A 24423-nucleotide genomic window follows, 5' to 3' on the forward strand; every position below is an offset into this window, starting at 1 on the left:
GGGCAGTCGCGGCAGCACCGGACCATCCTGATGCCGGCTGGAGCTGGCCGGCAATCACCGAACGAGGCCCCGTCGGCACCGCCGACCGGGAGGGACCCACGACAGTGCCCACAGGCGGCCTGACCAGCACGGATGAGATTACTGGCACCTACAGCGCGGCCCTGGCAGAGCGTCGACCGCTCGGCCTGGCGGCAAAGGCGTTGGCGGCTGTCGCCCGCCTGCACCGTCGGTACGCCTCCTGGTGGATCATGGCAGGGTGGGCGTCGTGACGACCCGGGACGAACTGATGAGCACGCTGTCGGGCCTGCGGCGGGCGCGGATCGGCGCGCATCGCGCGCCGCACAAGCCGTTGCTGGTGCTGTGGCTGCTGGGCCGGTTCGTCACCTCGGGGAGTACCGCGGTCACCTACGACGAAGCCGAGGGCCCCGTCAGCTGGCTGATCAACGACTTCGGTCCGGCGATGACCAACCCGTCACAGGCCAAGCAGCGTGCCGCGATGCCGGTGCAGCTTGTCCCGGCGCTGTGGCTGCGGTCTGGCTAGCAGTCTGCGGTCCCTGGAGGTACAACCCACTGGGTCGGCTGTCCGGTGATCGATGCAATCATGTCGAAGTCGCCGTCGTAGTGGAGCACGGTCGCCCGGTGGCGTTCGGCGGTGGCGGCGAGGAGGACATCCGCCATGGACAGGGCGCGGTGGAAACCGCGCTCAAGGGCGATGCCCTGAACTTCGAGCACGCGGTCGAACACCTCCTCGCCGCAGTGCAGGAAGTTGAAGCCACGGAGCAGGAAGCGGATGCGGGCCATGTCCGGCTTGTTCCGAGCGCTGTAGACCATCTCCCACTCCACCGCCGCGCAGGTTGCCAGGACGCCCCGGTCGCTGAGGTCGTCCAGGACGCGGCCAACGGAGGGCTGGCCCCAACGCGCGAGCGCCGACTTGTCAGCGAGATAGTCGGTCACGCAGCGTCCTGCGCAGAGCGCTGGAGGGTGCCGTCGGCGTTGCGGGGACCGGTGCTCTCGACGATCTCGCTGAGGTCGAGCTCGCCGCTCTTTACGGCATCCGCGAACTCCTGTCGCATGTGACGCTTGACCGCGTCTTCCATGGCCATGCGCACGGCCTTCGCTTTGGTCTTGGTGCCGTAAATGCGCATGGCCTCGGCGACCATCTCGTCATCGAGGTCGATCACAGTTCGTGCCATGGCGGGACTCCTTCCGTCAGCCAGCCTCCCACCAAACGATACCGCATGTACGGCCAGATAGATATCGTTTTTTCGTGCACGCGGACCACGAACTGGTCAGCAGCTCCGGCGCATCCACGTTCGAGGATCCATGTTCCAAGCCGGACTCAGCCCCAGGGCACTGCCACGTCGGTCGTGTCGGCGAAGTCGAAGCGGGTGATCTGTTCCGGATCGGTGGCCGGTTCAGGCAGTGCGCGAAGTTGCGCCGCGGGCGCTCCCCCGCCGCCTCCGACCGTGACAGGAGATCACTGATCACGCATCCGAACAGGCCGGATGATTATTCGGCACCCGCAAGGTCGATCAGCGCACCGGGACCGGGGGAGGGCCGGCCGTGAGGGCCTTCGGCGCTCGGAGGCAGTTGTGTGGTGGGCGGTGCGGCCCACCGCATCCGGGACGGGTCCGCAACGGCGTCGGGCGGTTTCTCGGCGGGGGCCTTCCACGCGGCGCGCAGCAGGACCTGCCTCGTTGATCTGCCTCCGGCAGGAGCATGCCCGGTACTGCCGCCTGGGGCAGGGCAACGTCGGGCAGATCGAGGAAGCGTGGCAGGTTCTGGGCGAGGGCCGGGGTTCGCCTGCTCCACGCCGGGCGGGGTGGGCAGGCCGGCGTCGGTGTCGAGGAGTTGGCCGGTGTGGCGGTCTTGGGGATGACCGGGTCGGGCTGCCTGGTGGGTGTTGTGTTGGTGCGTCTTACGGGGCGGCTTCTTCCAGGTCGGTTGCGGAATCGGCGGTGGCGAGCAGGGCGTGGACTTGGGCCAGGTCGGGGAGTGAGGGGCTTGCTCCGGGGCGGGTGGTGGCCAGGGCTCCGGCGGCCATGGCGTGTTGGAGGGCGGTGTCGGTGTCCAGGCCGGCGGCGAGGGCTGCGCCGAGTGCGCCGGTGAAGGCGTCGCCGGCTGCGGTGGTGTCGACGGGGGTGACAGGGAAGGCGGGGTGGTGCCGGACTGTGTGTGCGGTGACCGAGACGGCCCCGGCCCCGCCGAGGGTGATCAGCGCGTGCCGTACGCCCCGGTCGAGGAACCAGTGGGCGGCTTGTTCGGCGGTGTGGGGGCCGTCCACGGTGATGCCGGTCAGGGCGGTGGCCTCGCTCTCGTTGGGGGTGACGATGTCCACGTGTGCCCAGATGTCGTCGGGCAGTGGCTGTGCGGGGGCCGGGTCGAGGACGACGGTGTACCCGGCGTCGGTCCCTGCCTGGGCGGCGTGGCGGGTGACCTCGGCGGGGACCTCCAGTTGGAGGAGCATGACGCGCGTGTGGTTGCGGGTTTTGGCGATGCTGGCGTCGACCATGTCGGGTGTGAGGGCGGCGTTGGCCAGTGGCGTGATGACGATGTCGTTCTCACCGGAGGCGTCGACGCGGATGTGGGCGATGCCGGTGCGGCCCTCGACCGTACGGATCTCGGAGGTCTGTACCCCGTGTGCGCGCAGGCCCTCCAGCGCGAGGTCGCGGAAGAGGTCCTGTCCGACGCAGCCGACCATCCAGGTGGGTGCGCCCGCCCGGGCGGCGGCGACCGCCTGGTTGGCCCCCTTGCCGCCGAGGACGAGGGTGACGTCGTCCCCCAGCACCGTTTCGCCGGGTTGGGGCAGCCGCCGACTGAACGCGGTGACGTCCGCGGTGATGCTGCCGACGACGAGAACACCGGTCCGGGGCATCGCGGTCCTCCTGCTGTTGTGGGCATGAGCGGGGGCACGGCCACATGGCTGTGCCCTGCGCAGCTGTGCTGGTGTTGTTGTGTGCCCGATCCCGGCCGGGTGCCGGGACCGGGCTGGTGCCGCGGCGCCCGGGTGGAGCGTGGGCGGCGGGCTGGTTCGGGCCCGGCGTTCCACGACGGCAACGCCGGTACGGGGCTGCTTTGTTGGTGGTTGCGGGCTATGCTCCGCCGACGGCGAACCGTCGGGTGATGGGCCGTTCCAGCGCGCTGATGGCCGTGTAGAAGAGCACGGACACGACCACGATCACGACGGATTCCGTCCACAGTGCATCGAAACGCGATCCTGCGTAGTCCTGGACGATCATCGAGCCGATGCCCTGCCCTGTTGCCAGCCATTCGGCCAGGGTCGCCCCGGCGAGCGCGCCGGGGACGGCGGTGCGGGCGGAGGCGAAGAAGGCCGGGAGGGCGTAGAGGATGCGTACCTTGCGGGTGGCCAGGGCGTTTGACCCGCCCAGCGAGCGGACGACGTCGGTGGCCAGGGCGGGGGCGGAGCGCAGCCCGACGACGACGTTGATGAGGGTGGGGAAGAACGTCACGATCGAGACGATGACGGTTACCCCGGTCAGTCCCCGTCCGAAGACGAGCGCCAGCAGGGGTGTCATCGCGACCAGCGGTACGGATCGCAGCGCGATCGCGACCGGCATGACGGCGCGTTCGAAGGTTTTGGAGGTGACGATGAGGACAGCGGTGAGCGACGCCGCCAGGGTCCCGAACGCATATCCCGCTCCGGCGTCGGTCAGGGTGATCTTCAGTCCGCTCCACAGCGTCGACCGGTTCTGGGGCGCCTCGGGGCTGGAGGTGATGAACCGCAGTACGTCCAGGGGCGTCTTGGCGAAGTAGGCGTTGAGGTCGAATGCCGCGATCAGCGCGTACCAGCAGGCGATCACGATGGCGATGGATCCGGCGACGCCGAGGACCGGGATCGTCACCGCGGCCCACATCCGGCGAGGGGGCGGGGGCGGTTGGGAGACGGTCACGAGGGTGACGTCGTGGGCGGCCCACGGTGTCACAAGGCGCCCGATGACTCCGAAGACGAGGTATGCGAGACCGGCGAGGGCTGACATGACCAGTGCCACGGCCCAGGTCCGCGGCACCTGGAAGGAGGACTGGGCCTGGACGAGCATGACGCCCAGGCCTTGGCTTGCCCCGAGGTACTCACCGATGATCGCGCCGAGCAGGGAAGCGGGCGCCGCGATCCTGAGTGCTCCGAACAGGCTCGGCAGCATGGCGAAGAAGCGGATCTTGAACATCGCCTGCCACTGGCTGCCGCCCAGGGACCGCACGACCTGGAGTGAGGCGGGGTCGGCGGAACGCAGTCCGAGGACCACCGCGATCAAGGTGGTGAAGAATACCGACAGCGCGGCCAGTGTCTGCTTGGGCGCGTCGCCCGGGAGCACGACGACCAGGATCGGGGCGATGGCGACCAGCGGGACGCAGAAACTGGCCACCGCGATCCGCAGCAGCAGACGCTCGACCCAGGGCACCTGGACGAACACGACGCCCAGCGCGAGTGCGGCACCGTTGCCGGCCAGGAACCCGACGCCGGCGACCGACAGCGTCGAGGAGACGTTGGGACCGTAGACCGGCAGGTCGTCCAGGAAGGCGTGGATGACCGCCAACGGTGTGGGCACCACCCGCAGGCCGGTGAAGAAGAGGGCCACCAGCGTCCACAGCGTCACGATCACGACGGCGGGCGCCAGCCGCAGCAGCGCGGACCTGAGCCCTGCCACCGTCACGGGTTGGGAAGTCGCACTCATCGCGGCTCCCGCGTGGACTCGCCGTACAGGCCGGCCGAGAGGTGATCGCACAGCTCGTGGAAGCGCGGCGAGCGCATGATGTCCGCAGTGCGCGGGCGCTCGAGTTCGATGTCGAGGACCTCGACGACGCGACCGGGCCGGGCGGCCATCAGCACGATGCGGTCGGCGAGGAAGACGGCCTCGTTGATGGAGTGGGTGACCAGCAGCGTGGTGATGGCCCGCTCCTGCCAGATACGCTGAAGCTCCAGGTTGAGCCTGTGCCGGGTGACCTCGTCGAGGGCACCGAACGGCTCGTCGAGCATGAGGACGTCGGGTTCGAGGGCCAAGGCCCGTGCCAGTGCGACGCGCTGGCGCATCCCGCCGGACAGTTGAGCGGGGCGGGCCTTCTCGAAGCCCTTCAGGCCGACGAGGGAGACCAGGTCGGCGATGGCCGCCTTGTCGGTGGGCCGGCCCGCGACCTCGTAGGCCATGGCGATGTTCGCGCTCACGGTGCGCCAGGGCAGCAGGGCGGCGTCCTGGAAGGCGACCCCGATGCGGTGCTGTCTGCGCACCGCGTCCGGAGCGCTGCCGTCCAGGGTTGCGGTGCCGCTGGTGGGGGCATCAAGCCCGGCGAATATCTTGAGCAGGGTCGACTTCCCGCACCCCGAGGGCCCAAGGAGTGCGGTGAACTCGCCGTGCCTGGTGGCGAGGTCGACGCCTGAGAGGGCGACGACCTCGCCCTGCTTGGTGGCGAACGTGCGGCCCAGGCCCTCGGCCACGAGGCCGCGCCGGGTGCCGGTGGCGTCCTGGCTCGGGACGGCGGTGGTCATGCCTGCCACTTTCCGGAGGCGAGCAGCTCCTTGATGCGGTCGAGGTACTGGTGATCGCGGTTGGGCAGCTCGTTCTCGACGTGTGAGTGGGTGGTCCAGAAGTCCTCCACCGTGCGGCCCATCTCCTGGCCCCGCCGTGTGTGGACGTCCAGGGCCCAGTCGGGGAAGTCGGGGCGCTTGCCCGCGTTGACGTCGTGAACGGTGAGGTTGGCCAGCTCGTCGGTGGTGCGGTCCTTGGTGCGTGTGGTGAGGAAGCGGACGGCGTGGACGGCGAAGAGCCATCGGTCGCCGAAGCTGCGGTCCAGGCGCTGGTGCATCTGATACAGCGAGTTGATCACGATCGGCTCCTGGAAGCTGCCGTCGCCGGTGTCCTCGCAGCTGATCACCGACAACCGCATCCACAGGTGCTCTTCGAGCTCGGCACTGGTCTCGTACATCTCCCGCGCGACGAGCAGCGCGTTGTCGAGCAGCCCGCGCCGGATCGACTTCTGCAGCGCGGCGATCAGTTCATCGGCCGGGAACCCGTGCACGCTGGTGACGCGGGTCCACGGGTCTTTCGAGTGGTGAGCAGGCATGACTCGGCTTTCGTCGATGTGAGGAGGCGCAGGGCGAGCGCGGCGTCAGTGCACCGGCTTGGCGTCCGCGATGAGCGAGGTGTCGAAAAGCTGGTCCGCGGTGATGCGGGTGCCCAGCAGGTTCAGGGTGGCGATATTGGCCTTCACGGTGGCATCGCTGAGCGAGAGCAGGCCGCCTCGCTTCGTCTCCTCGCTCTGAACCAGGTCGAGGTAGGTCTTGGCGCCGAGTTTTTGCTGCTCAAGGTCGAGGTGCTGGTTCTTGCCGTACTTGTCCACGATGAGTTGTGTGGCGGCGTCGGTGTTGTCCAGAGCCTTGCGCCAGCCCTGGGCAAGAGCGGAGATGATCTTGACGACGGCGGCCCTCTTGCCGGGGTCGGCCAGGGTCTTGTCGCTCACCACGAGGGCGTCCGCGACGACGTTGTAGCCGTAGTCGCTCAACGGGAAGACCTTGGTCTTCACGCCCTGGGAGGCCAGCGTGATCGGCTGGTTGTTGAGGAACGACGTGAAGGCGTCACACTGGCCCGTCACCAGCGGTGACGGGTCGAAGTCCGCAGTGACGAACTTGACCTTGGCCAAATCGATCTTGTTGGCCTCCAGGACCGTCTTCATCGTCTCCAGGCCGCTGTTCTGAATGCACAGCCGCTTGCCCTCAAGATCCTTGAGGGTGTTGACGGGAGCCTTGGCAAGCGACATGACGCTGGTCGGGTTGGTCTGCAGGGTGGCTGCCACGACCTTGAGCGGCGCCCCCGCGAGGATCGCCTTGGCCGCAATGTCGGCCGAGGTGAGACCCACCAGGGCCTTGCCGCTCACGACCAGCGGCTCCACCGTGACGCTCGGCCCGCCCGGCACGACCGCGACGTTGACTCCCTTGGCCTTGAAGTAGCCGGAATCCAGAGCCGTGTACGGCCCCATGTTCTCGACGTTGGCAATCCACCCCAGTTGCAGCGTCGCATCCTTGGAGCCGGCGGCGGCGGACGAGCCGCCCCCGCAACCGGACACGAGGCCGATGGAGGCGACGGCAACCACCGAGGCGAGAACACGGATACACCGCGTACGGGCGTGACGGGACAGACGACGTGAAAGCATGATATGTCCTCATGGCGGCAAGTCGGCGTCGTTGAGACGCCGGTGATGACGAATCCATGCCGACCCCACTGCCGTCCGATCACGGACGGGCGCATGAGCGCAGCAGTGACGTCGAGCGCGGCACACCGAAACCTGAAGAAACAGGCCCGAAAAGGTGTGCTAAAACCGCCTCGAACACCAAGTCGGCACGAGGACGGTGCGGCTGCTGATTCAGATCAGACCCGCGGGCGCGCGTGAGTTGGAACGCCGCCACGTTTCACCGAGGAGCCAAGGGCTGACGCTAAGCATCGCAGGCCTCCTCGATTCATCGCTCCGCGACAGCGCCCCACGCGCTGCCGGGGGAAACAGTAAGCATTCCCGCAGGCTGCGCGCCATCCCCTCCACCCACCAATTTAGAGAAATGCACAGCGCTTGCCCGGCGGGGACGAACCTCGGCGACGCCATCGTTGCCGAGACCGTAGTCAGGTCTCAACATTCCGGGCATTGCGGCCCGGAAGGTCCGTCACATCACCAAAGCGTCAGGGCTTCGGCTTAAGTACGGTCTCTCGTTTCTGTCCGCAGCCGGTGCGGCACGGTTGCGCCACCTGCCCGCCCCGTCCCCGCGCCGGTGGCGGGGGCGGGTGGTGCGGGTCTTCCGGTCGGCTCCACGAGGCTTCGGCGCTGACGCGCCCCGGTCTGCGGCCACTGCGATACCAGTTGCTGCCCTCGCGGCAAGAGCGGCGAGGTTGCGTGCTGCCCCTCGCGCGGGCGCGGCACGCATGGTGGGCCGACCATGAACCAGCGACACGCCACCCCGAGGCCGCCGACCGCGCGCCTGCCACCGGGCGACGAGTCCTCCGCGCACCGCCTGGCCATCAACGGCAGGCTCACCAGTTGGATTAGCGAACCGTAGTGAACCTGTGGCAGAGTGCTACGCGCACGCCCGGCGCCCAGGCGACGTCGGGCACCCTCCTCGGTCGGGTCTTGCCTTCCGGTCGACCAGCGTCCGGAGGGACGTGCCCCGCGGGCTGGCGGCTCCTGTCGTTCAGCACCAGGGCACGAAGGCGATTGGCTCCCAAGGCTGAGCAACGCTCAGGCTCGCTAAGCCAATCAGAGACGCTCGAGCACCTGCGCCGCTCCGCGCTCGGCTTCCGGAACCTCACCAACTACATCGCCCGATCACTACTCGAAGCCGGCGGCTTCAGGCCGCGGCTACACCCTGGATCTCTTTTCCTCGAGCTGAGCTTCAGGGCAGGCCAACGTGGTGTTGTCCGGGGTGTACTGCAGAGTGAGTTGGCAGGCGCCCGTCGGGGACTTGCCACGCGCCTTTGCCGGGCATCCCGCTGATCGGCATGGCGCTGTCCGCTGTGGAGGCGGCGCTGACCCGGTACGTCGAAGATCACGGCACCGGTTTGGTCATCGGCTGCGGCGCAGACCTGGGACCGGATGGGCTCAACATGTACCTGCGGGCCGCCAGAGCCGGGGACGCCGTGGTCAGCGAGGCCCGGTTGTGCGCACCCGACTGGGACGAGACGGCGGATGCCACACGATGGCTTGACCGCCTCAGGCGCAAGCACCACCACCGAACAACGGCGCACTGCGCGCGCTGTTCCGCGATGGCCCCAAGGCGACCCGTGCCGGATCACCGCGCCTTCGGCCTACGGCCCCGAATCCAGCTGTGGGTGATTCTTTACGGATCGCGTGCCGCACAAGGGCTTGTCTGTAGTTCCTCTGGAGTGATGTCTTCTCCTCCACATGAACGTCAGGGTCGTGCTCTGGGTGCTGCCCGCACGGTGCCCTCACCGTGCGCACCCAGCCGGGCCGGCCCAAGGGCGGGGTTGCCGACCGCGGGGAGGTGGACGTGGACACGGGTGAACGCCCGGGCCGATCCGGGGACTTCAGACAGCCCGGGCCGGGGGAGACTGGGGGGCGTGCCTGTACTGTTTTCGCCGCCTGCCGTCGCCCCCGTCACGCTGCTGGTGCCGCCGGTCCTGGAGAGCTGGGATGCGGCCGGCCATCCAAGCCGGCAGCGCCTTAGCGCCTATCTGGACTCCGTCGCGGCCCTGGCCCCTCAGGCCGTCGCCGAGGACGGTGCCCCGTTGGCGCTGGTGCTGGATGTCGGCCTGTCCCGCGAGGTGGCGCTGACCCGCGGCGGCCGAGACCTGGACAACTACCTGTTCCCGCTGGCCCGCCGATTCGGGGCCGCCCGCTTCCCTCGAGGAGGCGCACGATCTGTCGCGCCTGTTGGTGGCAGTCGCCCAGGCCGGCGGGCTGATGTCCCGCGAGGCGGCGCGGCTGGCGCGGGAGATCGCCGCCCGCATCCCCTCCAAGGACTGACCGCATGCCCGGATGAACCTAGACAGGGGGCCGCACCCGAGGTTCGGGTGCGGCCCTGACGCGTTCCGATGCTTCAACCTTTCCCCGCCACTTTCAGGAAGGCATAAAGCCGTCGCGATGCGCAGGGATGCCCGTACGGGTGAAGGTAGAGACCGGCTGCCAACGGGGCACCGCCCCCGGGGCGACGAGGTCAGCCCTCTGACCCTTCGGGGTGTGACGATTCTCTGTGGCCGGGGCTGGGGTGTGCGGCCGCGAGTGCCGTTGCGGGGCGCGACGACAGCGTCGACCAGGCCGGTGACCAGTGCGAGTACCTGTCCAGCAGGCGTGTCACCGGCCATGTCCGTCACTAAGCGGCGAGGCGAAGCGCGGCGTGGTTCGAACTCTGGTGGCTGGGGGAGTGTGTGGCTGGCGGGGTGTGCCCGGGCCGTGGCTGGGGGGAGCTGGCGTCGGCGGTGTGGGTACCGATCCAGTAGCCGACCAGCAGGCCGATCACGACCAGGACCTTGTGCCGGTTCGCTTTCCACCAGGTGGGCTGGGGCGGTTCGGTCAGTACGCCTATGACGGCGGGAGCCTTTGCCACGACGACTTCTCCTTCTGCTCGGGTGAGGTGGTGCCGGCGGCCGGGTGGCCTGCGCCACAACCGGGACCTGGGCAGGCCGGTGGGGCTTGGGCTGCGGAGCAGGAAGCCCGGAGACGGGAGGGGTTGGCGATTGCTCGCTGTGGAGTGTGTATGAGTGTGATTTAGCTAGATCGTGTGATGGTCGGCTCGCAGGGCTTGTTGTGCCCTGGGTGGGGCGGGCTAGGGTCGTTGTGCGATTTGGGAAGCCGGGTGCGGTGCCGGCGTGCGGGGCCCCTGCTCCACCAGAGAGATGGTTCAGGGCCTCCCCGTCGCCTCTGGCCGCATACATATGGCCAGGTCGTGAGGGACTCCGCCCTTGCGGGACCGGACCACGGACAGGATCCGTGTCGCCAACCGAAAGCGAAAAGCGGACGACCAGTACGCCCAAGACCGTTCGGGGCGTGCCAGTGCACGGGCTCACTCCCGCTCACTGTCCAGGAACGGTCTGTTGCTTGGTGTCGGTGTGCGTCACGCGGGGAGCGACCGAGGGCTGTTGGGGGAGTACTGGGCTGGTTTCGCCGTGATCCGCCGGTGGTGGATTTCGGGCTCTTGTGTCGCTTTCGCTTACGTGAGTGCCTGACCTGGCCTGCCAGCGGCTGCGGCCCTCAGCGCGCCGCGAAGGTCACGCATGTGTCGGGGACGGCGCCGAGTGGATCGATGCCGTCGTTGCGACCCGCTGCCCGGACGCGGTGCGCTGCATGGACCCGTTCCACGTTGTGAAGTGGGCAACCGATGCTCTCGACGTCGTCCGCCGATCGGTCCGGCCAGGGCCTTGACCTGCTGGTTGATGCAGATGCTGCGGCGCTGGCGGGTCTGGGGCCGGGGTGCGTGTGCGAGTGGTGACCGGTGTCCCATGGCGATCCTCCTGTGCTGGTGGGTGGGTGGCGGGCGGCGTGGGGCGGTCCGCCACCGGGCGGGTGAATTGCGGTGGGGGGTGGGTGCGTTACGCGGGTTCAGGTGGTGCGGGTGGCGGTGGCGCGGACGTGCGCGTAGACGGTGAGGAAGAGCTCGAGGTCGCTGGCCTCGTTCGCAGTGGCGCGTGTGGAGGCGAGGCGGGCGCGGGTGTCGTGGTGGGCCTGGCGCAGGTATCCGCTGCGGTCCAGGTGGTGCCACAGGAGCCGGAAGGCCTGCTGGTGGTCGTACAGGCTGGTCTCGTACGCGCCGTGTGAGACGCGGCGCGCCTGTTCCAGCAGGGCGCGGAAGTTCTCGTCGTTGCTGCGGTTGAGCAGTGCGGCCAGGTGCCGGTAGTAGACGGTGAGCTCGGGCTCGCCCAACTCGGTCAAGCGGTGCTTCTTTCTGTCACTGGGTGATGGTGGTGGGGTGTCGGGTGGGGGGTGCTGTGCGGTCAGCCGGCCTTGGCCCACTTCTGGCAGCCGGTCGTCTTGAAGACCTCGCCCTTGCGGACGGTCACCCGGCCGCTTCCCTGGAGGTTGTTGTTGGCGATGATCGAGTCGAAGTCGCCGGTGGAGTTCTTGGCCCGCTCCCAGTAGCACAGGACCGAGTTGTCCGGGCCGGCGGTGCGGTAGGTGCCGGCCTGCATGTCGGTGCCGACCAGGTACTCGCCGTCCCCGGCGACGGTGGTGGCGGGGCCCTTGGGTTTGGGCGGCTTGGCGGTGACCGTCTTGGTGGCGGTCACCGTGGGGGCCGGGGCGGCGGCCGTCTTGGCAGTGGCCGTGGCGGTCACCGTCGCGGCCGGGGCGGCAGCTGCGTTGCCATCGGCCTCGGCGCCTCCGCCGCCTGCTGCGGCGCCGAGGCACAGGGCGACGACCCCGACCGCGCCGTGGGTGAGCCAGGCCTTGCGCCGCGAGGGCTTCGCCAGCGGTTGCGGCGCCGGGGCGTAGGTGGTCGGGTGCTGCGCCGCCCAGTTAGGGGTGGCCGGGTTCGGCGGATACGGGGGCGTGGCAGGGCTCATGACGGTTCCTTGGTGGAGTGGCGCAGGATGCGCGAAGGGCGAGGCGGGCGTAGGAGCGCGCTGCAGCCGGCGGCAGGGTGGGGCCTGACGCGAGGCATGGCGAAGGTGTGCACAGGCTCTGCCCTGTCAGGGGCGGAGCCGTGCTGTTGCCAGGAGCGTAGCCCCATGAAGCCAAACTTTGGAAGTCTCTGGAAGACATTGGAATGGGTTGGAGTTTGGGTTATGCTGCCGCCATGCCCGAGTCACTCGAAGCACTCGAACAGCGGATGGCGGACCTGCGTGCCGCCCTCCGCGAAGCAACGCGCGCGGGGGACAAGGGCGCTGCGTTGAAGGCCCGACGTGAACTGCGCGCCATCGAGCAGGCGTGGAACGAGGCCCTGGATGCGGAAGCCGGCACTGCTGTCGCGGAGCCGGTCGAAAGCGCGGGCCGGCAGCGGGCGGAAGTTCCCTCCGTCGGGGCGAGGCCTTCCCGGGCCGGCGGCGCCGTGATTCCGGTGCGCGAGCAGGTGCATCAGGCGCTCACCGTCCTGGGTGCCAACGCCGCCCCTAAGTTGATTTCGGCCGCGCACGAGGCTTTTTTCGCCGACGCGATCGTCACCACCCGGCTGGCGTCGCTGCGGCGCGATGAGGAGCGTTCCTTTGCCGCGCAGGCCTATGCGCGCCCCTATTACATTTGCGCGGCCCTCACCCACGACCGGCTGGCTCCGGCCAGAGGGCTCCTGGCCGTTTCCACCTGGCCGTTGGAGCAGCGCATCGTCGGGCCGCTCGGTCCGCGTACGGACTTCCTCACCCAGGCCATCAGGGTCGCCGAGCAGATCCAGCGGATCCAGGCGACCGGTGAGCAGCCCTCGGACGCCGCCTGGCGGCTGCTGCACCGCTTCGCGCAGAACGTGCCCGGAGCGCACGAGGGTTTCGGCGCCCCCGACCCGGGGCGGGTCATCCGCGCCGCCACTGCGGAACTCGAGGTGCACGCCGCCGAGGACGCCGGCCAGCGGCGTGCCGCGGCCGAGCGTGCCCGTGCGCTGACGGACGTGCAGAAGCTTTTCGGTGCACCCTCGCTCGGACTTGCCGGTGCCGCCGACCCCACGGGAACCGACGGCACCTAAGTCGCGCCCCACCCCGGTTCCCCTCTGCTCGCCCACCCGCCCGCCCAGGAAGAAGCCATGGCGCCGCCGCCCAGTTCCGAAGACAGGCTCTCGTGCCTGCGCGGACCGATCGCCCCGCAGGCGTACACCGCGCGGAAGATCACCGCGTTGACTGCCAACCCCGGCTGCGCTCGCCGCGCCGTGCTTGACGCCGCCGGCGTGGACAAGGACGTGCTCGCCGCCCGCGTCGGCTTCAGCGCCCGCTTCGGGCAGTCCCCGTTCGCGATATCCCGGGGCAATGCCTTCGAGGACCTGGTCAAGGCGGACGGCTACGCCGCGATGTTCACCCTGCTGCGCGCGGAGCTCGACATACCGGTACGCGAAGCCGGGGTGGCCGACCTGAACACGGTCGGTACCAACACCGATCTCAAGCTCCGCGCCGCCGAGACCCGCCACTTGCTGCGCCGTGTCGCCCAGGGCAGCGACGAGCGCCTGATCCTGGACCATCCCGTCCTCACGCTCCAGGTCGCAGGCCAGACCGCCTACCTCGAGCCCGACGCCATCACCCACCGTATCGGCGGCAGGTTCTACATCGCCGAGATCAAGTCGTTCGCCGCGATCGACGGCCAGGCCGACCCGGGCAAGGTCGCCGAGGCGGCCAAGCAGGCCGCGGTGTACGTCATCGCCCTGCGCCAGACCCTCGTCGCTGTCGGCGTCGACGCCCGGGCGGCCGCCGAGGCCGTCGCGCACCAGTTCCTGCTCATCTGCCCCAAGGACTTCGCCAACCAGCCGTACGGAAAACTGGTGGACCTGCGCCAGAAACTGGACGCGATCGAGTTCCAACTCGGCCGCCTCAGCCGCGCCGAGGACCTCGCCGCCCTCCTCCCGGCCGACGCCACCTTCGACCTCACCGCGGGCCCCGATGGCAAACCGGCCCGCACCGGCGAGGAGCTCGCCCGTGCGCTCGACCACCTGGATGCCGCCTACACTCCCGCCTGCCTGGACTTTTGCGAACTGGCCCGGTACTGCCGAGGCCAGGCCACCACGGCCTGTCAACCGGCCCGCCTGGGCACCGCGGTACGCAACGAGCTGCCCGGCATCGACTCCACCCGCACCGCACTCAGGCTCATCGACGCCGCCCTCGAACCCGACCCCACCCAGGCCGAGATCGTCCAACGGCTTCGCACCGCCGACCGGCTGCGCGCCCGCCGGAGTGGAGGCGCCGCGTGAGCACTCTGACCGCCCTGGCCACACTCCGTGCCGAGCAGCTGGGCCGAGCCCAGCCGCTCACCACCGTCCGGCACACCCACATCGCCGAGCGGCCCTTCGTCTTCGTCCCCCTCAAACTCGCCGGCGAGGCCTGCGCTCCGCTCGCCGCCCTGGCCGGCACCGACCAGGCCAGGCCGCACCTGCTCGTCGTACCCCAGCCCCGCAACCGCACCCAGCGCTTCCGCTTCACCGAACAACTCGCCGCGCTGCTCCTGTCCTACCTCGACTCCTGCCGCGAGCAGACCGAGTCCTATACGGCAGGCCGCGGCAAGGAGACCCGCGAACGCTACGCCGACGCCCCGCAGATCCTCCTGCCCAACCCCGCCGGGGTGGCCTTCACCCGGCTCCTCGGCCGCTCCACCCGGCTGCGCCGCACGAGCGGCGAACACGCCGTCGACCCGGCCGTGCCGCTGCTCGGCAACTGGCTCACCTGGGCCTGCGACCAGAGCGAGTTCCCCGGCTCCAGCCTGCTGCTCAGCATGACCGGGCTGCTCACCGCACACTGGGCCACCGGCCAGAGCAGCACGGAGGACGGCAACCTGGCCGCCGTCCTCGGCTGGATCGACCCGCCCGCCGGCCTCACCGGCCCCCAGGCGGCGCTCCTGGCCGAGGACCCCGACCGCCACCCGCCCGCGGGCCCGGCCACCGACCCGGTCTTCGACCGCACCCTGGTCGAGCTGATCGCCGGCTACGACGCCGCCTACGCGATCGGCGACGAGCAGCGCCAGGCCTCCGCCCACCGCGCCCTCGAGACCGAGCTGCGCTCCCAACTGCTGCCCACCTGGCACGACATGTGGCACGGCATCGGCCTGCTGCGCGAGATGACCCCCGGACGGAGCGTCAGCGACCGCTGGGCGTATGACCGCACCGTCTTCACCCTGCGCTCCCAGTACATCGCCGAGGGCGGAGCACCGCAGCCGCGCCGCGACCACGCGGCTGGCGCCGCCCGCCGCCTGGCCCGCCTCGAGGAGGCCGTCACCCGCTACCAGAGCGCCCGCGCCTTCGACGATCCGCTGGTCATGGCCGAGTACGAACTCGACGGCGCCGCCTTCACGGGACGGGTGGTGGCCAGGGACGCCGAACGCATGGTCCAAGGGCCCAAGCGCCCGGTGTTCCGGCCCCTGCTCACGCTGTGGACCGAGACCAGACCGCGCACCGGGGACGGCAAGGAATTGCGCAGCCCCGCCCGCCCCGGTCAAAAGGCCGTGGTCATCGGCATCCGCGAGGCAGCAGACGGCTTCCACGTCGACCTCGAACTCTCCGGCGGACTCGGCAAGCAGAAGCCTCCGGCACCTGACGGCGCCATCCCCGACCTCGGCGAGGAGATCCTCTACACCGTCCTCGGCGGCCACTTCACCTCGGCCGCCGTACCGGACGACAACGAGGTGCCCTGGACCCACGGCGGTGCCCACGAGGACTACCAGCCATCCGACGACGACGCCCAGGAGGCCTGGGAATGACCACCCCGACGCCCCCCAACTCAAAGGGCCTGGCGCCCGATGGCCCGGACAGCCCCGGTGCTCGCGCCGATGCCGCGGTGGCCGGTGTGCTCCACGATCTCGACACCACCACCGAGCGCGGCATCGTCGTCGACTCGCCGCCCGGCGCCGGCAAGTCCACCCTTGTCATCCGCGCCGCCGGACACCTCGCCGACCAGAACCGTCCCCTCATGATCGTCGCCCAGACCAACGAACAGGTCGACGATCTCACCACCCGCCTCGCCACCGACCGACCCGACCTCGGCATCGGCCGCCTCCACGCCAGCGGCTACACCGCCCCGCCCCGCATCCTCGACCTGGCCAACGTCACCCTGTCCACCGACGTCACCCACCTGCGCCACCTCCCGGTCGTCATCGCCACCGCCGCGAAGTGGGCCTTCGTCAAGGACGTCTCCTGGGACTGGGCCATCGTGGACGAGGCCTACCAGATGCGCTCCGACGCCCTGCTGCGCACCGGCAACCTCTTCGAGCACGCCCTCTTCGTCGGCGACCCCGGTCAACTCGATCCGTTCGCCACCATCGATACCGACCGCTGGGCCGGCCTCACCTGGGACCCGCTGCGCAACGCCGTCGACGTGGCCCTCGCCCACAACCCCGGCCTGCCCCTGCACCAGCTGCCCATCTCCTGGCGCCTGCCGGCCTCCGCCGCACCCCTGGTCGAGCAGGCCTTCTACCCCTTCTACCCCTTCACCCCCGGCACCCGCGACGGCGAGCGGATCCTTGCCCTGTCCACCGCCGCCCTCGGCGCCACCCCGGTCGACCAGGTCCTCGACAAGGTCGCCGCCACCGGCTGGGGCTACCTCGAACTGCCCCACCGCCACACCCTGCGCACCGACCGGGAACTCGCCGCCACACTCGCCGAGACCGCCAACCGCCTGCTCCAGCGCGGCGCCACCACCCACTCGTCCGGCGAGCCCGCCCGCCTCACCGCCTCCCGCATCGCCATCGGCGCCGCCCACAACGACCAGGTCGCCGCCGTCCGCGAGCACCTCGACCACCATGGCCCCCATCTGGCCGACATCACCGTCGACACCGCCAACCGCCTCCAGGGCCGCGAGTTCGACGTCACCCTCGTCTGGCACCCCCTCTCCGGCCGTGCCGATGCAAGCGCCTTCCACCTCGAAACCGGCCGGCTCTGCGTCCTCCTGTCCCGGCACCGCCACGCCTGCGTGGTCGTCGGCCGCGCAGGCATCCGCGAGCTCCTCGACCGCCACCCGTCCACCTCGCCGCTCTACCTGGACGTCCCGCCGAAGTTCCCCGACGGCTGGCGGGCCCACCAAACCGTGCTCGAGCACCTCGGGCGGGCGCAGTACAGCGTCTCAGGGGCCTGAACCGACCGCGGGAGTACGCGGACTGAGCAGACCCCTCGGGGGTGTCCGACGTGGCGACGGCCCGTTGCCGCCTACGATTCGGTCCCATGGTGGAGTCCGGGATCGCGGAACGGATCGCGGTGCGACGCGCGGAACTAGGCGAGCTGGAAGACCAGTTGGCCAAGTAGCTGGGGAAGGTGCGGGGCTGAGCGCGACGAACTCGCTGTCGCCGAACGAGTTGACGCGGTCGCTGACACTCAGGAACAGGAAGACCAGATCGGGCTTCTCGAGAGGGGTTGCGGTCGCGCTTCGGCCGGACGTACGCGGGTGAGTTCGACCGCATCGCCGAGGAGCTCGCGACGGACGAGGCGGTGAAGGCGGCCGACACGGTGCTGTTCACGGTGCCGAACCAACTCAGGGTTGCTTGGTGTGTGACGCAGTTGACCGCAGTGAAGGCGATCATGACGGAGGTCGACGCGATGGCACCAGCCGCATGATGACGCGCTAGGGTGCAGCTCAACGGGACATCTGTCGGCAAATGTGCTGGTTACTGAGTCACCGTGTTGAGATGGCAGCGGGGTTGTCCAAACCTGGCAACCTGGCTATACGCAACCGCCTGGGGGAACTCGCCATGACCGAAGCTCCGATTGACGCTGTCGACGTCGGCGGCGACGACGATGCTGACCGGGAGGTTGTCGAGCATGAGCGGGACGAGATACGGGAGTTCGTCAAGGGGCTGAGCGCGGACGACATCAAGTCGGGCAGCTGGTTCACCAAGCTCATCGCTCAGGCCCTGAACTCCTACACCGACAAGGTCGACTGGCAGTACTTCCAGGAGCGGTATGAGGGCGTACCCGCGCATGCCATCGCCGATCAGCGGATCAAGATGGCGGCTCGGTACGCCGCGCTCGAAGGCGGGCTCTCTGCCGGGGCCTACTCGGCGGCCGTCGTCGCCACCCTCGGAAGCCTTGGTGGTGCCTCGCCAGCGACCGTCCCGGCCGCCGTCGCGACCATGATGGTCGATGTCGCCTTCATTACCCGGCTCCAGCTCCGCCTGGCCTACGACATCGCAGTCCTCTACCGGGTCCCGCTCGACCTGTCCGACCCCGAAGACATGTGGAAGCTCATCCGAGTGGCCTTCACGATCAAGAGCGGGGAAGCGGTCCGGGAAGGCGTGGTCAAGGCGGTCCCGGCCATCGTGCGGCCGCTGATCAAGCGCTTCTACTCCGGAGCGGTACTGAGCGCCGGGAGGGGGCTCCCGATCGTCGGGAAGTATCTCCTGCAGAAGAACGTCATCAAGATCGGTATCCCCGTGGTCGGCGTTCCCCTTGCGGTGGTGTTGAACCGCTATACGACGCTGCTCGCGGGACGGCACGCGCAAGCCGTCTTCCGGAACGAGGCGCGGGTGATCGAACTCGCCGAGGGTCTGAGCAAGCGGAGTCAGCACCCGCAGTTGATGCTGTGGGTCGCGTGGCTCGTCATTATGGCGGACCACAAGATCGCCGACGATGAGGCGCTGTTGATTCGGCACCTGGTGAGGCTGGTCCGGGATCACCATCAGGTGGTCGACAAACAGCTCGCTCACCTTGTTGATATCGACCCCGCCGAGGTGTGGGGGCGCATAGACGCCGAGCCGGGGGATCTGAGCGACATCCTTGACGTGGCCGACCGGGTGGCCACTGTGGACGGTCCCGTCAACGCGCCCGAGAAAGCCGTCATCTCCGAGCTTCGAGATCGCTGCCGCCGCGTTTGACATCGTCATGCGCTACCTCCCACAACGGCGGGGAGATGACGCGTGAGTTGTGGCCTGCTGGCAGTCCCGCGGCTTTGATTTCGGAGGTTCGCGCATGTGCAACGAACCGAGCCGATAGGCCGTCAGGCAGCCGTCTGCGGCTTCCTAGAACCTTCGCCATCTTCGAACGTGCTCGTCGGAGAGGCTGGCATGATGCTCGATCGGGTGTGCGTGTGCTGGTCGCGGGCGGGAGTCTGTGGTCTTGATCGCCCGTCACCGGTTGCCTTCGAAGTTGGTCAGGACGAGCAGGAGCGCGGGGGCGTGGCCGGGGTCGGTGCGGAGCTTGGTGAGGACGCGCCAGGCCTCCAGGTTCGCGAAGCCGTGTTCGACGGGGGGCTCGTCCGGCGGCCAGGACGCGGTTGGCCTGCTTCTACCCGGGGTGAGCTTGCGGGCGCGGGTGGCCTTGAAGCCGGTGACGATGACCAGGTCGTCGGGGTTCTCGGGTTTGTCCACGCCGAGGAAGCCCAGGTCGGCGAGGGCCCCGAGGCCAGCCGTCTTCAAGTGCTCAACCGGGTCTCCGCCCCGGTGCGGCGCTGGGTGCGGATCAAGGTGCTGTTGATGAGCACGACCTCCCCGCCCCGCTTGGCTATCGTGCGAAGCGCGCGGTCCAGGCGCGGGCCCCTGGCGGCGAGCAGGCCGATCATCTCGTCGCGCCAGCGTCGCAGGGTCAACTCGAGCACGACGCTGCCGCCGGCCAGGTCGAGCAGGCGCTGGTCATGCCGCAGCATCGCCAGCACGAGGCGGGCGCAGGCAGGGTTGGCGGTCAGAGCGGTGATCTTGCGGGCGGTGTACGACTACGGGAGTAGGGGGCCCGCGCAAGTGGGCAAGTCCGCCTCCCGGGCCGTCCGGGTGCAGCACGGGCATGGTCTGGTCTTGGGCCTTCTCGACGCCGTATCGGGGCGGAAGCGGCGATGTCGCGGTTCCCGTGTCAGGAGGTGCCGGTGTCGCGCAGGATGTGCAGCGGCGATACGCCGAACAGCTCCTGGGCATCGTTGAGTTGGGCACGGGCTCGGGTAGCTGCCGACTGGCGCTGGCTGTCGTCGGTTTCCTGGTGCACGGCTGCTTCCTGGCGCGCGGCGCTGATGACCTGGCCGGGGTCGGGTTCGCCGCTTTCGTAGGCGCCGGGGATGTTGAAGGCGAAGCGGCGCAGCAGTCGCCATGCCTCGTCGGAAGGGGGATGGCCGGCAGCGGTGAGGCGCTGCATATGCTCCGCGGTTCCGATGGCGTGGGTCAGGAAGTCCGTTCGGGGGCTGAGCGGGGCGATGATCCGGCGCTCCAGCGGCCAACTGGAGACGGCCAGCAGGCCCCGGGCAGGAGCGAGGCGGTCGTGGGTCAGGGCGGCACAGATGTAGTAGGGCCGTGAATACCGTTGGGACGTGAAGGACCGCTCCTCGTCACGGCGCAGTGAAGCCAGTTTCGTGGTGACCAGAGGTTCCGCGAAGAACGCTTCATAGGTGGCGGAGATCAGCTTGGGCGCAGCCGGTGCTCCGAGGATTGTGAGGGCCTGGTGTACCTGCTCGCGCACCGGGACCCCTTCGGGGGGCCGCGGAGGAACTGTCCCGGTGGGGCGGGGCGCGGCCCCGGTGGCGGGCTCGGCGGCCTCGGTTGGGGTGTCCGCGTCGGCGCTCTCGGCTGCCAGGGCGGCTTCCCATGCTGCCTCCGCGATGCGCATCTCGGCGCGGACGCGGGCCACGGCCGCTGTGTCGCGGGCGCGGTTGGCCTCGCGCAGTCGGGCGCGCAACTCCGCCAAGCGTGCCTCGAGTTCTTCGATGGGCTCGGCCATGGAGCGGACTCTACTACCCACCCCTGAATCTTCCCAATATTTTCCAGAGATCTTCCAAAGTTGAGCGTTGTAGGGCTAGCCTCCTGCCCAGTCGCAGGAAGACCCCGACTCGAGCATCCGCTGCGAGCCTTTGGCGCTTCCCGAGCATCTGGAGCCGACGCCATGACGTCCGACCCCGAGAGCTTCTTGGGCCTGTTCCAAGCGAAGTTGGCTGAGTCCGGCCTCGCCCCCCAGGTACGCGAACTGCTCCTGGAAACCATCGGCACCGCCACCGCCGCCGGCGGACCTGCGCCTCGTGCATACCTGCAGTCCGTGACCGTCGGCGGGTTCCGTGGCATCGGCCGCACCGCTCGCCTGGCCCTCAAGCCCGGCCCCGGACTCACCCTGGTCACCGGCCGCAACGGTTCCGGCAAGTCCAGCTTCGCCGAAGCCATCGAGATCGCGTTGACCGGTGACAATGCCCGCTGGCGAGGTCGCAGCGACATCTGGCGAAAGAGCTGGCGCAACCTCCACCACGGGGCAGACCCGCAGATCGCCGTCGAACTCCTGGTGGAGGGGGACAGCGAGCCCACCACAGTGCTGCGTACCTGGCACGGCCAGGACGTCGCCGACTCCACGGCCGAGCTCCAGCGGCCCACGGCCGACCCCATACCGCTCGCTGAGCTGGGATGGGACCAGGACATGGTCACCTACCGGCCGTTTCTGTCCTACTCCGAGCTCGGCCAGATGATCGGCGGCAAGCCGAGCGAGATGTACGACGCGGTCGCCTCCATCCTCGGCCTCGAGCAGCTGACCGACGCCACCAAGAAGCTGCAGCTGCTGGCTCGCGAACTCGAAGCGTCCACCAGGGCAGCAACGGCCGCACTCCCCGAACTGCTGCAGCGCCTTGCCTCGGTCGACGACCCGCGGGCCCAGGCCGCTCTTGCCGCGTTGGAAGGTCCCAGCAAGGACCTCGACCGTGCCGCCGCGCTCGCCTCGGGGCTCACCGCCGCCGATGAGAGCGAACTCGCCGAGGTGCGCCGGCGCACCGACCTCACCGGGCCCGACCTCGGGGCCGTCACCGCGGCTGTGGCCCGATTGCGTGAGGCGTTGGCTGCTGCCGAGGACGTCAAGTCGAGTTCCGCAGAGGAGGCTCGCCGGCGGGCCGAGTTGCTGGACCGCGCTCTCGTGCACTACCGGGCGCATCCGGAGCTGGACGCCTGCCCGGTCTGCGGCAGCTCGGGCCGGCTGGACGTCTCCTGGGCCGAGGCCGCCGCGGAGCAGGTCCTCCTGCTGCGGGCCGAGGCCGAAGCTGCCGAGGAGGCCCGACGTGAGCTGAACGCTGCCTCAACTGCCCTGCGCCATCACATCACCCCGCCGCCGGCATGGCTCGATCCCTCGATCGCCGCCGCCTGGGATGACTGGCTGGCATGCCGCTCGCTGACCGAGGCGGCCGAGCTCGCCGCCCGCGCCGAATCCGCCGCCCGCATCGTCGTTGACGCCTGCCGGATCACCCGCGAAGAGGCTGCCAAGCGACTCGCCGACCAGGACGACGCGTGGCGCGACTGCGCCGGCGCGCTCGCCACCTGGCTGGACAAAGCACGCGCCGCAGAAGCAGCCAAGCCCCGCTTGGCGCAGGTCAAGGCCGCCCAGAAGTGGCTCAAGACCGTCCACGACGAAGTCCGCGCCGAACGCATGCGCCCCATCGCCCACCAGGCGCAGGTCATCTGGGAGCAGCTGCGCCAGCAGAGCAACGTCACCCTGGGACCAGTGCAGTTGAGCGGCTCCGGCACCCAGCGCAAGGTCGCCCTCGACGTCAGCGTCGACGAGATCGATGCGCCCGCACTCGGCGTGATGAGCCAGGGCGAACTGCACTCACTCGCGCTCTCCCTGTTCCTGCCGCGCACCTTGCTCGCGGAGAACCCCTTCCCCTTCCTGATCATCGACGACCCGGTGCAGTCCATGGACCCGGCCAAGGTCGACGGCCTCGCTCTCGTGCTCTCCTACCTTGCCCAGACGCGGCAGGTCATCGTCTTCACCCACGACACCCGGCTGCCGCAGTCGCTGAAATACCAGCGCCTGCCCGCCACGATCATCGACGTGATCCGCCGCGAGCACTCCCAGGTGCACACCCGCTCCGGTGACGATCCCGTCAAGCAGGCCCTGCGCGACGCCAAGGCCCTGGCCAGGACCCGTGACGTTCCCGCCGACGTCGTCGCCCGCGTTCTGCCAGGACTGTGCCGCACCGCACTGGAGGCCGCCCTGCTCGAGCCGGCCCGCCGCCGGCTCCTGGCAGCCGCCGTGCCGCACGTGGAGGTGGAGCACCGCATCGGCAAGGCACGCAAGATGACCGAGCTTGCCTCCGTCGCTCTGTACGGAGTGGCAGACCGTCCTCGCGAAGCACTGGCCGACCTCGACCGCGCCTTCGGCGAGACCGCCAGTGCGCTGATCCGCTGGTGCAACAAAGGCGCGCACGAGGCAGTTCCAGTAGAGGACGCCGAGGCCGTCATCACGCGCACGACGGAGCTGGCCCGAAAGGTGCGTGCACTGTGACAACCCCCGGGTCTACCACCGCCGCGAGCGGCTCGCCGGCACAGCTGCTGGCCAGTGCCGACCGCCTACTCGGCGCGGCCACCATCTCCACCACAGGCGTCTGGCCCCGCGCTGCGGCACTGCTCCTACGCCACGCCTTGGAGGAGGCGCTTCGCAACTACTGGCAGCGCGTTCGCCCGCAACTGGCACGCGTACCGACGCACGCCCAGGTGCTGTGCCTTGAGAGCTATGCAGGAACCGAGGCGGCCCGCCGCTGGTCCTCCGTGTGGTCCAACCTGAGTCAAGCCTGCCACTACCACGGCTACGAGCTCTCCCCTGTACCGGCTGAGCTCCGCGACTGGCGAGAGGAGGTCGCCGCGGTGATCTCCCTCCTTCCCAGCGGCTGACGCTTGGGGGCGCCCCAGCAGCCGCGGTGGGTCACCACCGCCTCCTCGACCACGTGCGCATGGCTTGCTCCGCAGCCTCTGACAGGCGGGCAGGGACAGGCACCCGCCCCCACACTTGCGGGGTCTTGCGCAGTGAGCTGCGCATGCAAGCACGTCGTGCTCGAGGACGCTGATTTCCTGCAATCAGCCGACGTTGCGTGGGCGTGCGGGCCAGAGGAACCTTGCGGAAAGGCAGGACTTTCAGCAGGCCACCACCGCCCAACGGGCCATGCTCGCCAGCAACCTCCTCTACGCTTACGACCCCTTGGCCGACACTCCAGAACTCGTCCGCCTACTCCGTAACGCCGCTGCCGAGCTCCTTGGCTGAGACGACAAAAGCCCAGCAGCCACTGGGCGCACAGCTGTCCGGGCCGAGGCCACGCACACCGATCACTGCCCAAGGAAGAAGAGAGATGGGTATCTACCCCATGCGGACGCCGACCAACTGCCCCGGCTGCGGAAGAGCCCTTACCCAGCCCCCGAAGAGCCAGCGCGTCAAGGTCGTCGGGTTTCCCGCGGAAGCGACCTACGAGACGGATCCCCTGTGCGGAGCACGCTGGCATATCTGGGACAAAACATCTCCGCTCCGTTACCAAGCCCGACCCTACGTCGACGGCACAGGCTGACTCGCGGATCGCACGTCCACCCACCGTCGGCCCCCAAACCCCCACCCTGCCCTCGCAGCAGAATCGGCGGTGCGCCTGCCAGAGCGCACCAAGT

The 24423-nt window shown here is 69.4% G+C and carries 22 protein-coding genes and 3 pseudogenes; 12 read left to right on the forward strand and 13 right to left on the reverse strand.

The genetic code is table 11. From position 1 onward, the window contains the following. Positions 1-269 (forward strand): hypothetical protein (locus ACWDA7_RS16920; protein ID WP_450605046.1); only part of this gene is annotated, 269 nt, incomplete at its 5' end. Positions 270-286: 17 nt separating this feature from the next. After that, positions 287-526 (forward strand): annotated as a pseudogene (locus tag ACWDA7_RS16925) (phosphorothioated DNA-binding restriction endonuclease); the annotation flags it as partial. A gap of 11 nt (positions 527-537) precedes the next feature. Here ACWDA7_RS16925 and ACWDA7_RS16930 read toward each other — a convergent pair. From ACWDA7_RS16930 to ACWDA7_RS16960, 7 genes are all read right to left on the reverse strand, one after another. Further along, the gene (locus ACWDA7_RS16930; protein ID WP_450605048.1) at positions 538-954 is read right to left on the reverse strand and encodes a PIN domain-containing protein; all 417 of its coding nucleotides are present in this window, start codon (positions 952-954) and stop codon (positions 538-540) included. Then, positions 951-1193, reverse strand: coding sequence for a type II toxin-antitoxin system VapB family antitoxin (locus tag ACWDA7_RS16935; protein ID WP_450605050.1), 243 nt, complete (start codon positions 1191-1193; stop codon positions 951-953). Before ACWDA7_RS16935 ends, ACWDA7_RS16930 begins: the two co-directional genes overlap by 4 nt. A 725-nt stretch (positions 1194-1918) precedes the next feature. After that, positions 1919-2875, reverse strand: coding sequence for a ribokinase (gene rbsK, locus ACWDA7_RS16940; RefSeq protein WP_450605052.1), 957 nt, complete (start codon positions 2873-2875; stop codon positions 1919-1921). Positions 2876-3092: 217 nt separating this feature from the next. Then, the gene (locus ACWDA7_RS16945) at positions 3093-4691 is read right to left on the reverse strand and encodes an ABC transporter permease (protein ID WP_450605054.1); all 1599 of its coding nucleotides are present in this window, start codon (positions 4689-4691) and stop codon (positions 3093-3095) included. Beyond that, positions 4688-5500, reverse strand: coding sequence for an ABC transporter ATP-binding protein (locus ACWDA7_RS16950; protein ID WP_450605056.1), 813 nt, complete (start codon positions 5498-5500; stop codon positions 4688-4690). The genes ACWDA7_RS16945 and ACWDA7_RS16950 overlap by 4 nt, the downstream gene beginning before the upstream one ends. Beyond that, positions 5497-6075, reverse strand: coding sequence for a hypothetical protein (locus tag ACWDA7_RS16955; RefSeq protein ID WP_450605058.1), 579 nt, complete (start codon positions 6073-6075; stop codon positions 5497-5499). The genes ACWDA7_RS16950 and ACWDA7_RS16955 overlap by 4 nt, the downstream gene beginning before the upstream one ends. A 45-nt stretch (positions 6076-6120) precedes the next feature. Beyond that, the gene (locus ACWDA7_RS16960) at positions 6121-7161 is read right to left on the reverse strand and encodes an ABC transporter substrate-binding protein (protein ID WP_450605060.1); all 1041 of its coding nucleotides are present in this window, start codon (positions 7159-7161) and stop codon (positions 6121-6123) included. Positions 7162-9363: 2202 nt separating this feature from the next. Here ACWDA7_RS16960 and ACWDA7_RS16965 point away from each other — a divergent pair. Then, a pseudogene (locus ACWDA7_RS16965) lies at positions 9364-9477 on the forward strand (DUF6417 family protein); the annotation flags it as partial. A 346-nt stretch (positions 9478-9823) separates the two neighbouring features. On the opposite strand, the gene ACWDA7_RS16970 reads toward ACWDA7_RS16965, so the two are convergent. Further along, positions 9824-10057, reverse strand: coding sequence for a hypothetical protein (locus ACWDA7_RS16970; protein ID WP_359396838.1), 234 nt, complete (start codon positions 10055-10057; stop codon positions 9824-9826). A 639-nt stretch (positions 10058-10696) separates the two neighbouring features. On the opposite strand from ACWDA7_RS16970, the pseudogene ACWDA7_RS16975 reads away from it, so the two are divergent. Further along, positions 10697-10851: pseudogene (locus ACWDA7_RS16975) on the forward strand (transposase); the annotation flags it as partial. Between the two features lie 198 nt (positions 10852-11049). Here the strand turns inward: ACWDA7_RS16975 and ACWDA7_RS16980 are convergent. Both ACWDA7_RS16980 and ACWDA7_RS16985 read right to left on the reverse strand, forming a co-directional pair. After that, complete coding sequence (locus ACWDA7_RS16980; RefSeq protein WP_450605062.1) at positions 11050-11379, reverse strand: hypothetical protein; 330 nt, start codon at positions 11377-11379, stop codon at positions 11050-11052. A gap of 62 nt (positions 11380-11441) precedes the next feature. Next, positions 11442-12008 (reverse strand): hypothetical protein, encoded by a 567-nt coding sequence (locus ACWDA7_RS16985; RefSeq protein WP_450605064.1) that lies wholly within the window; start codon positions 12006-12008, stop codon positions 11442-11444. A gap of 266 nt (positions 12009-12274) precedes the next feature. Here ACWDA7_RS16985 and ACWDA7_RS16990 point away from each other — a divergent pair, with 266 nt between their 5' ends. From ACWDA7_RS16990 to ACWDA7_RS17015, 6 genes are all read left to right on the forward strand, one after another. After that, on the forward strand, positions 12275-13114 hold the full coding sequence (locus tag ACWDA7_RS16990) for a hypothetical protein (protein WP_450605066.1): 840 nt from the start codon (positions 12275-12277) through the stop codon (positions 13112-13114). A 57-nt stretch (positions 13115-13171) separates the two neighbouring features. Continuing rightward, complete coding sequence (locus ACWDA7_RS16995) at positions 13172-14323, forward strand: hypothetical protein (RefSeq protein WP_450605068.1); 1152 nt, start codon at positions 13172-13174, stop codon at positions 14321-14323. Further along, positions 14320-15822 carry a hypothetical protein gene (locus ACWDA7_RS17000; RefSeq protein WP_450605070.1) on the forward strand — a complete coding sequence of 501 codons (1503 nt, stop codon included), beginning with the start codon at positions 14320-14322 and terminating at the stop codon, positions 15820-15822. The genes ACWDA7_RS16995 and ACWDA7_RS17000 overlap by 4 nt, the downstream gene beginning before the upstream one ends. Further along, positions 15819-17192, forward strand: a complete 1374-nt coding sequence (locus ACWDA7_RS17005) for an AAA domain-containing protein (protein ID WP_450605072.1) — start codon at positions 15819-15821, stop codon at positions 17190-17192. The genes ACWDA7_RS17000 and ACWDA7_RS17005 overlap by 4 nt, the downstream gene beginning before the upstream one ends. 275 nt (positions 17193-17467) lie before the next feature. Beyond that, positions 17468-17668, forward strand: a complete 201-nt coding sequence (locus tag ACWDA7_RS17010; protein WP_450605074.1) for a hypothetical protein — start codon at positions 17468-17470, stop codon at positions 17666-17668. A gap of 134 nt (positions 17669-17802) precedes the next feature. Beyond that, the gene (locus ACWDA7_RS17015) at positions 17803-18924 is read left to right on the forward strand and encodes a hypothetical protein (protein ID WP_450605075.1); all 1122 of its coding nucleotides are present in this window, start codon (positions 17803-17805) and stop codon (positions 18922-18924) included. Between the two features lie 252 nt (positions 18925-19176). Here the strand turns inward: ACWDA7_RS17015 and ACWDA7_RS17020 are convergent, their stop codons facing one another. From ACWDA7_RS17020 to ACWDA7_RS17030, 3 genes are all read right to left on the reverse strand, one after another. After that, on the reverse strand, positions 19177-19464 hold the full coding sequence (locus tag ACWDA7_RS17020; protein WP_450605077.1) for a hypothetical protein: 288 nt from the start codon (positions 19462-19464) through the stop codon (positions 19177-19179). After that, on the reverse strand, positions 19461-19700 hold the full coding sequence (locus tag ACWDA7_RS17025) for a hypothetical protein (protein ID WP_450605079.1): 240 nt from the start codon (positions 19698-19700) through the stop codon (positions 19461-19463). Before ACWDA7_RS17025 ends, ACWDA7_RS17020 begins: the two co-directional genes overlap by 4 nt. A gap of 191 nt (positions 19701-19891) precedes the next feature. After that, a complete protein-coding gene (locus ACWDA7_RS17030) occupies positions 19892-20746 on the reverse strand; it encodes a hypothetical protein (protein WP_450605080.1) in 855 nt (284 codons plus the stop codon). A 162-nt stretch (positions 20747-20908) separates the two neighbouring features. On the opposite strand from ACWDA7_RS17030, the gene ACWDA7_RS17035 reads away from it, so the two are divergent. Both ACWDA7_RS17035 and ACWDA7_RS17040 read left to right on the forward strand, forming a co-directional pair. Beyond that, on the forward strand, positions 20909-23278 hold the full coding sequence (locus tag ACWDA7_RS17035) for an AAA family ATPase (protein ID WP_450605082.1): 2370 nt from the start codon (positions 20909-20911) through the stop codon (positions 23276-23278). Beyond that, positions 23275-23664, forward strand: coding sequence for a hypothetical protein (locus ACWDA7_RS17040; protein ID WP_450605084.1), 390 nt, complete (start codon positions 23275-23277; stop codon positions 23662-23664). Before ACWDA7_RS17035 ends, ACWDA7_RS17040 begins: the two co-directional genes overlap by 4 nt. Positions 23665-24423 lie beyond the last annotated feature (759 nt).

The sequence above is a fragment of the Streptomyces sp. NPDC001156 genome, assembly GCF_053598275.1.

Coding starts and splice junctions, on each gene's coding strand:
- ACWDA7_RS16935 (WP_450605050.1), bottom strand. CDS start 1,193: ATGGCACGAACTGTGATCGACCTCGATGACGAGATGGTCGCCGAGGCC.
- rbsK (WP_450605052.1), bottom strand. CDS start 2,875: ATGCCCCGGACCGGTGTTCTCGTCGTCGGCAGCATCACCGCGGACGTC.
- ACWDA7_RS16945 (WP_450605054.1), bottom strand. CDS start 4,691: ATGAGTGCGACTTCCCAACCCGTGACGGTGGCAGGGCTCAGGTCCGCG.
- ACWDA7_RS16950 (WP_450605056.1), bottom strand. CDS start 5,500: ATGACCACCGCCGTCCCGAGCCAGGACGCCACCGGCACCCGGCGCGGC.
- ACWDA7_RS16955 (WP_450605058.1), bottom strand. CDS start 6,075: ATGCCTGCTCACCACTCGAAAGACCCGTGGACCCGCGTCACCAGCGTG.
- ACWDA7_RS16960 (WP_450605060.1), bottom strand. CDS start 7,161: ATGCTTTCACGTCGTCTGTCCCGTCACGCCCGTACGCGGTGTATCCGT.
- ACWDA7_RS16985 (WP_450605064.1), bottom strand. CDS start 12,008: ATGAGCCCTGCCACGCCCCCGTATCCGCCGAACCCGGCCACCCCTAAC.
- ACWDA7_RS16990 (WP_450605066.1), top strand. CDS start 12,275: ATGGCGGACCTGCGTGCCGCCCTCCGCGAAGCAACGCGCGCGGGGGAC.
- ACWDA7_RS16995 (WP_450605068.1), top strand. CDS start 13,172: ATGGCGCCGCCGCCCAGTTCCGAAGACAGGCTCTCGTGCCTGCGCGGA.
- ACWDA7_RS17005 (WP_450605072.1), top strand. CDS start 15,819: ATGACCACCCCGACGCCCCCCAACTCAAAGGGCCTGGCGCCCGATGGC.
- ACWDA7_RS17015 (WP_450605075.1), top strand. CDS start 17,803: ATGACCGAAGCTCCGATTGACGCTGTCGACGTCGGCGGCGACGACGAT.
- ACWDA7_RS17030 (WP_450605080.1), bottom strand. CDS start 20,746: ATGGCCGAGCCCATCGAAGAACTCGAGGCACGCTTGGCGGAGTTGCGC.
- ACWDA7_RS17035 (WP_450605082.1), top strand. CDS start 20,909: ATGACGTCCGACCCCGAGAGCTTCTTGGGCCTGTTCCAAGCGAAGTTG.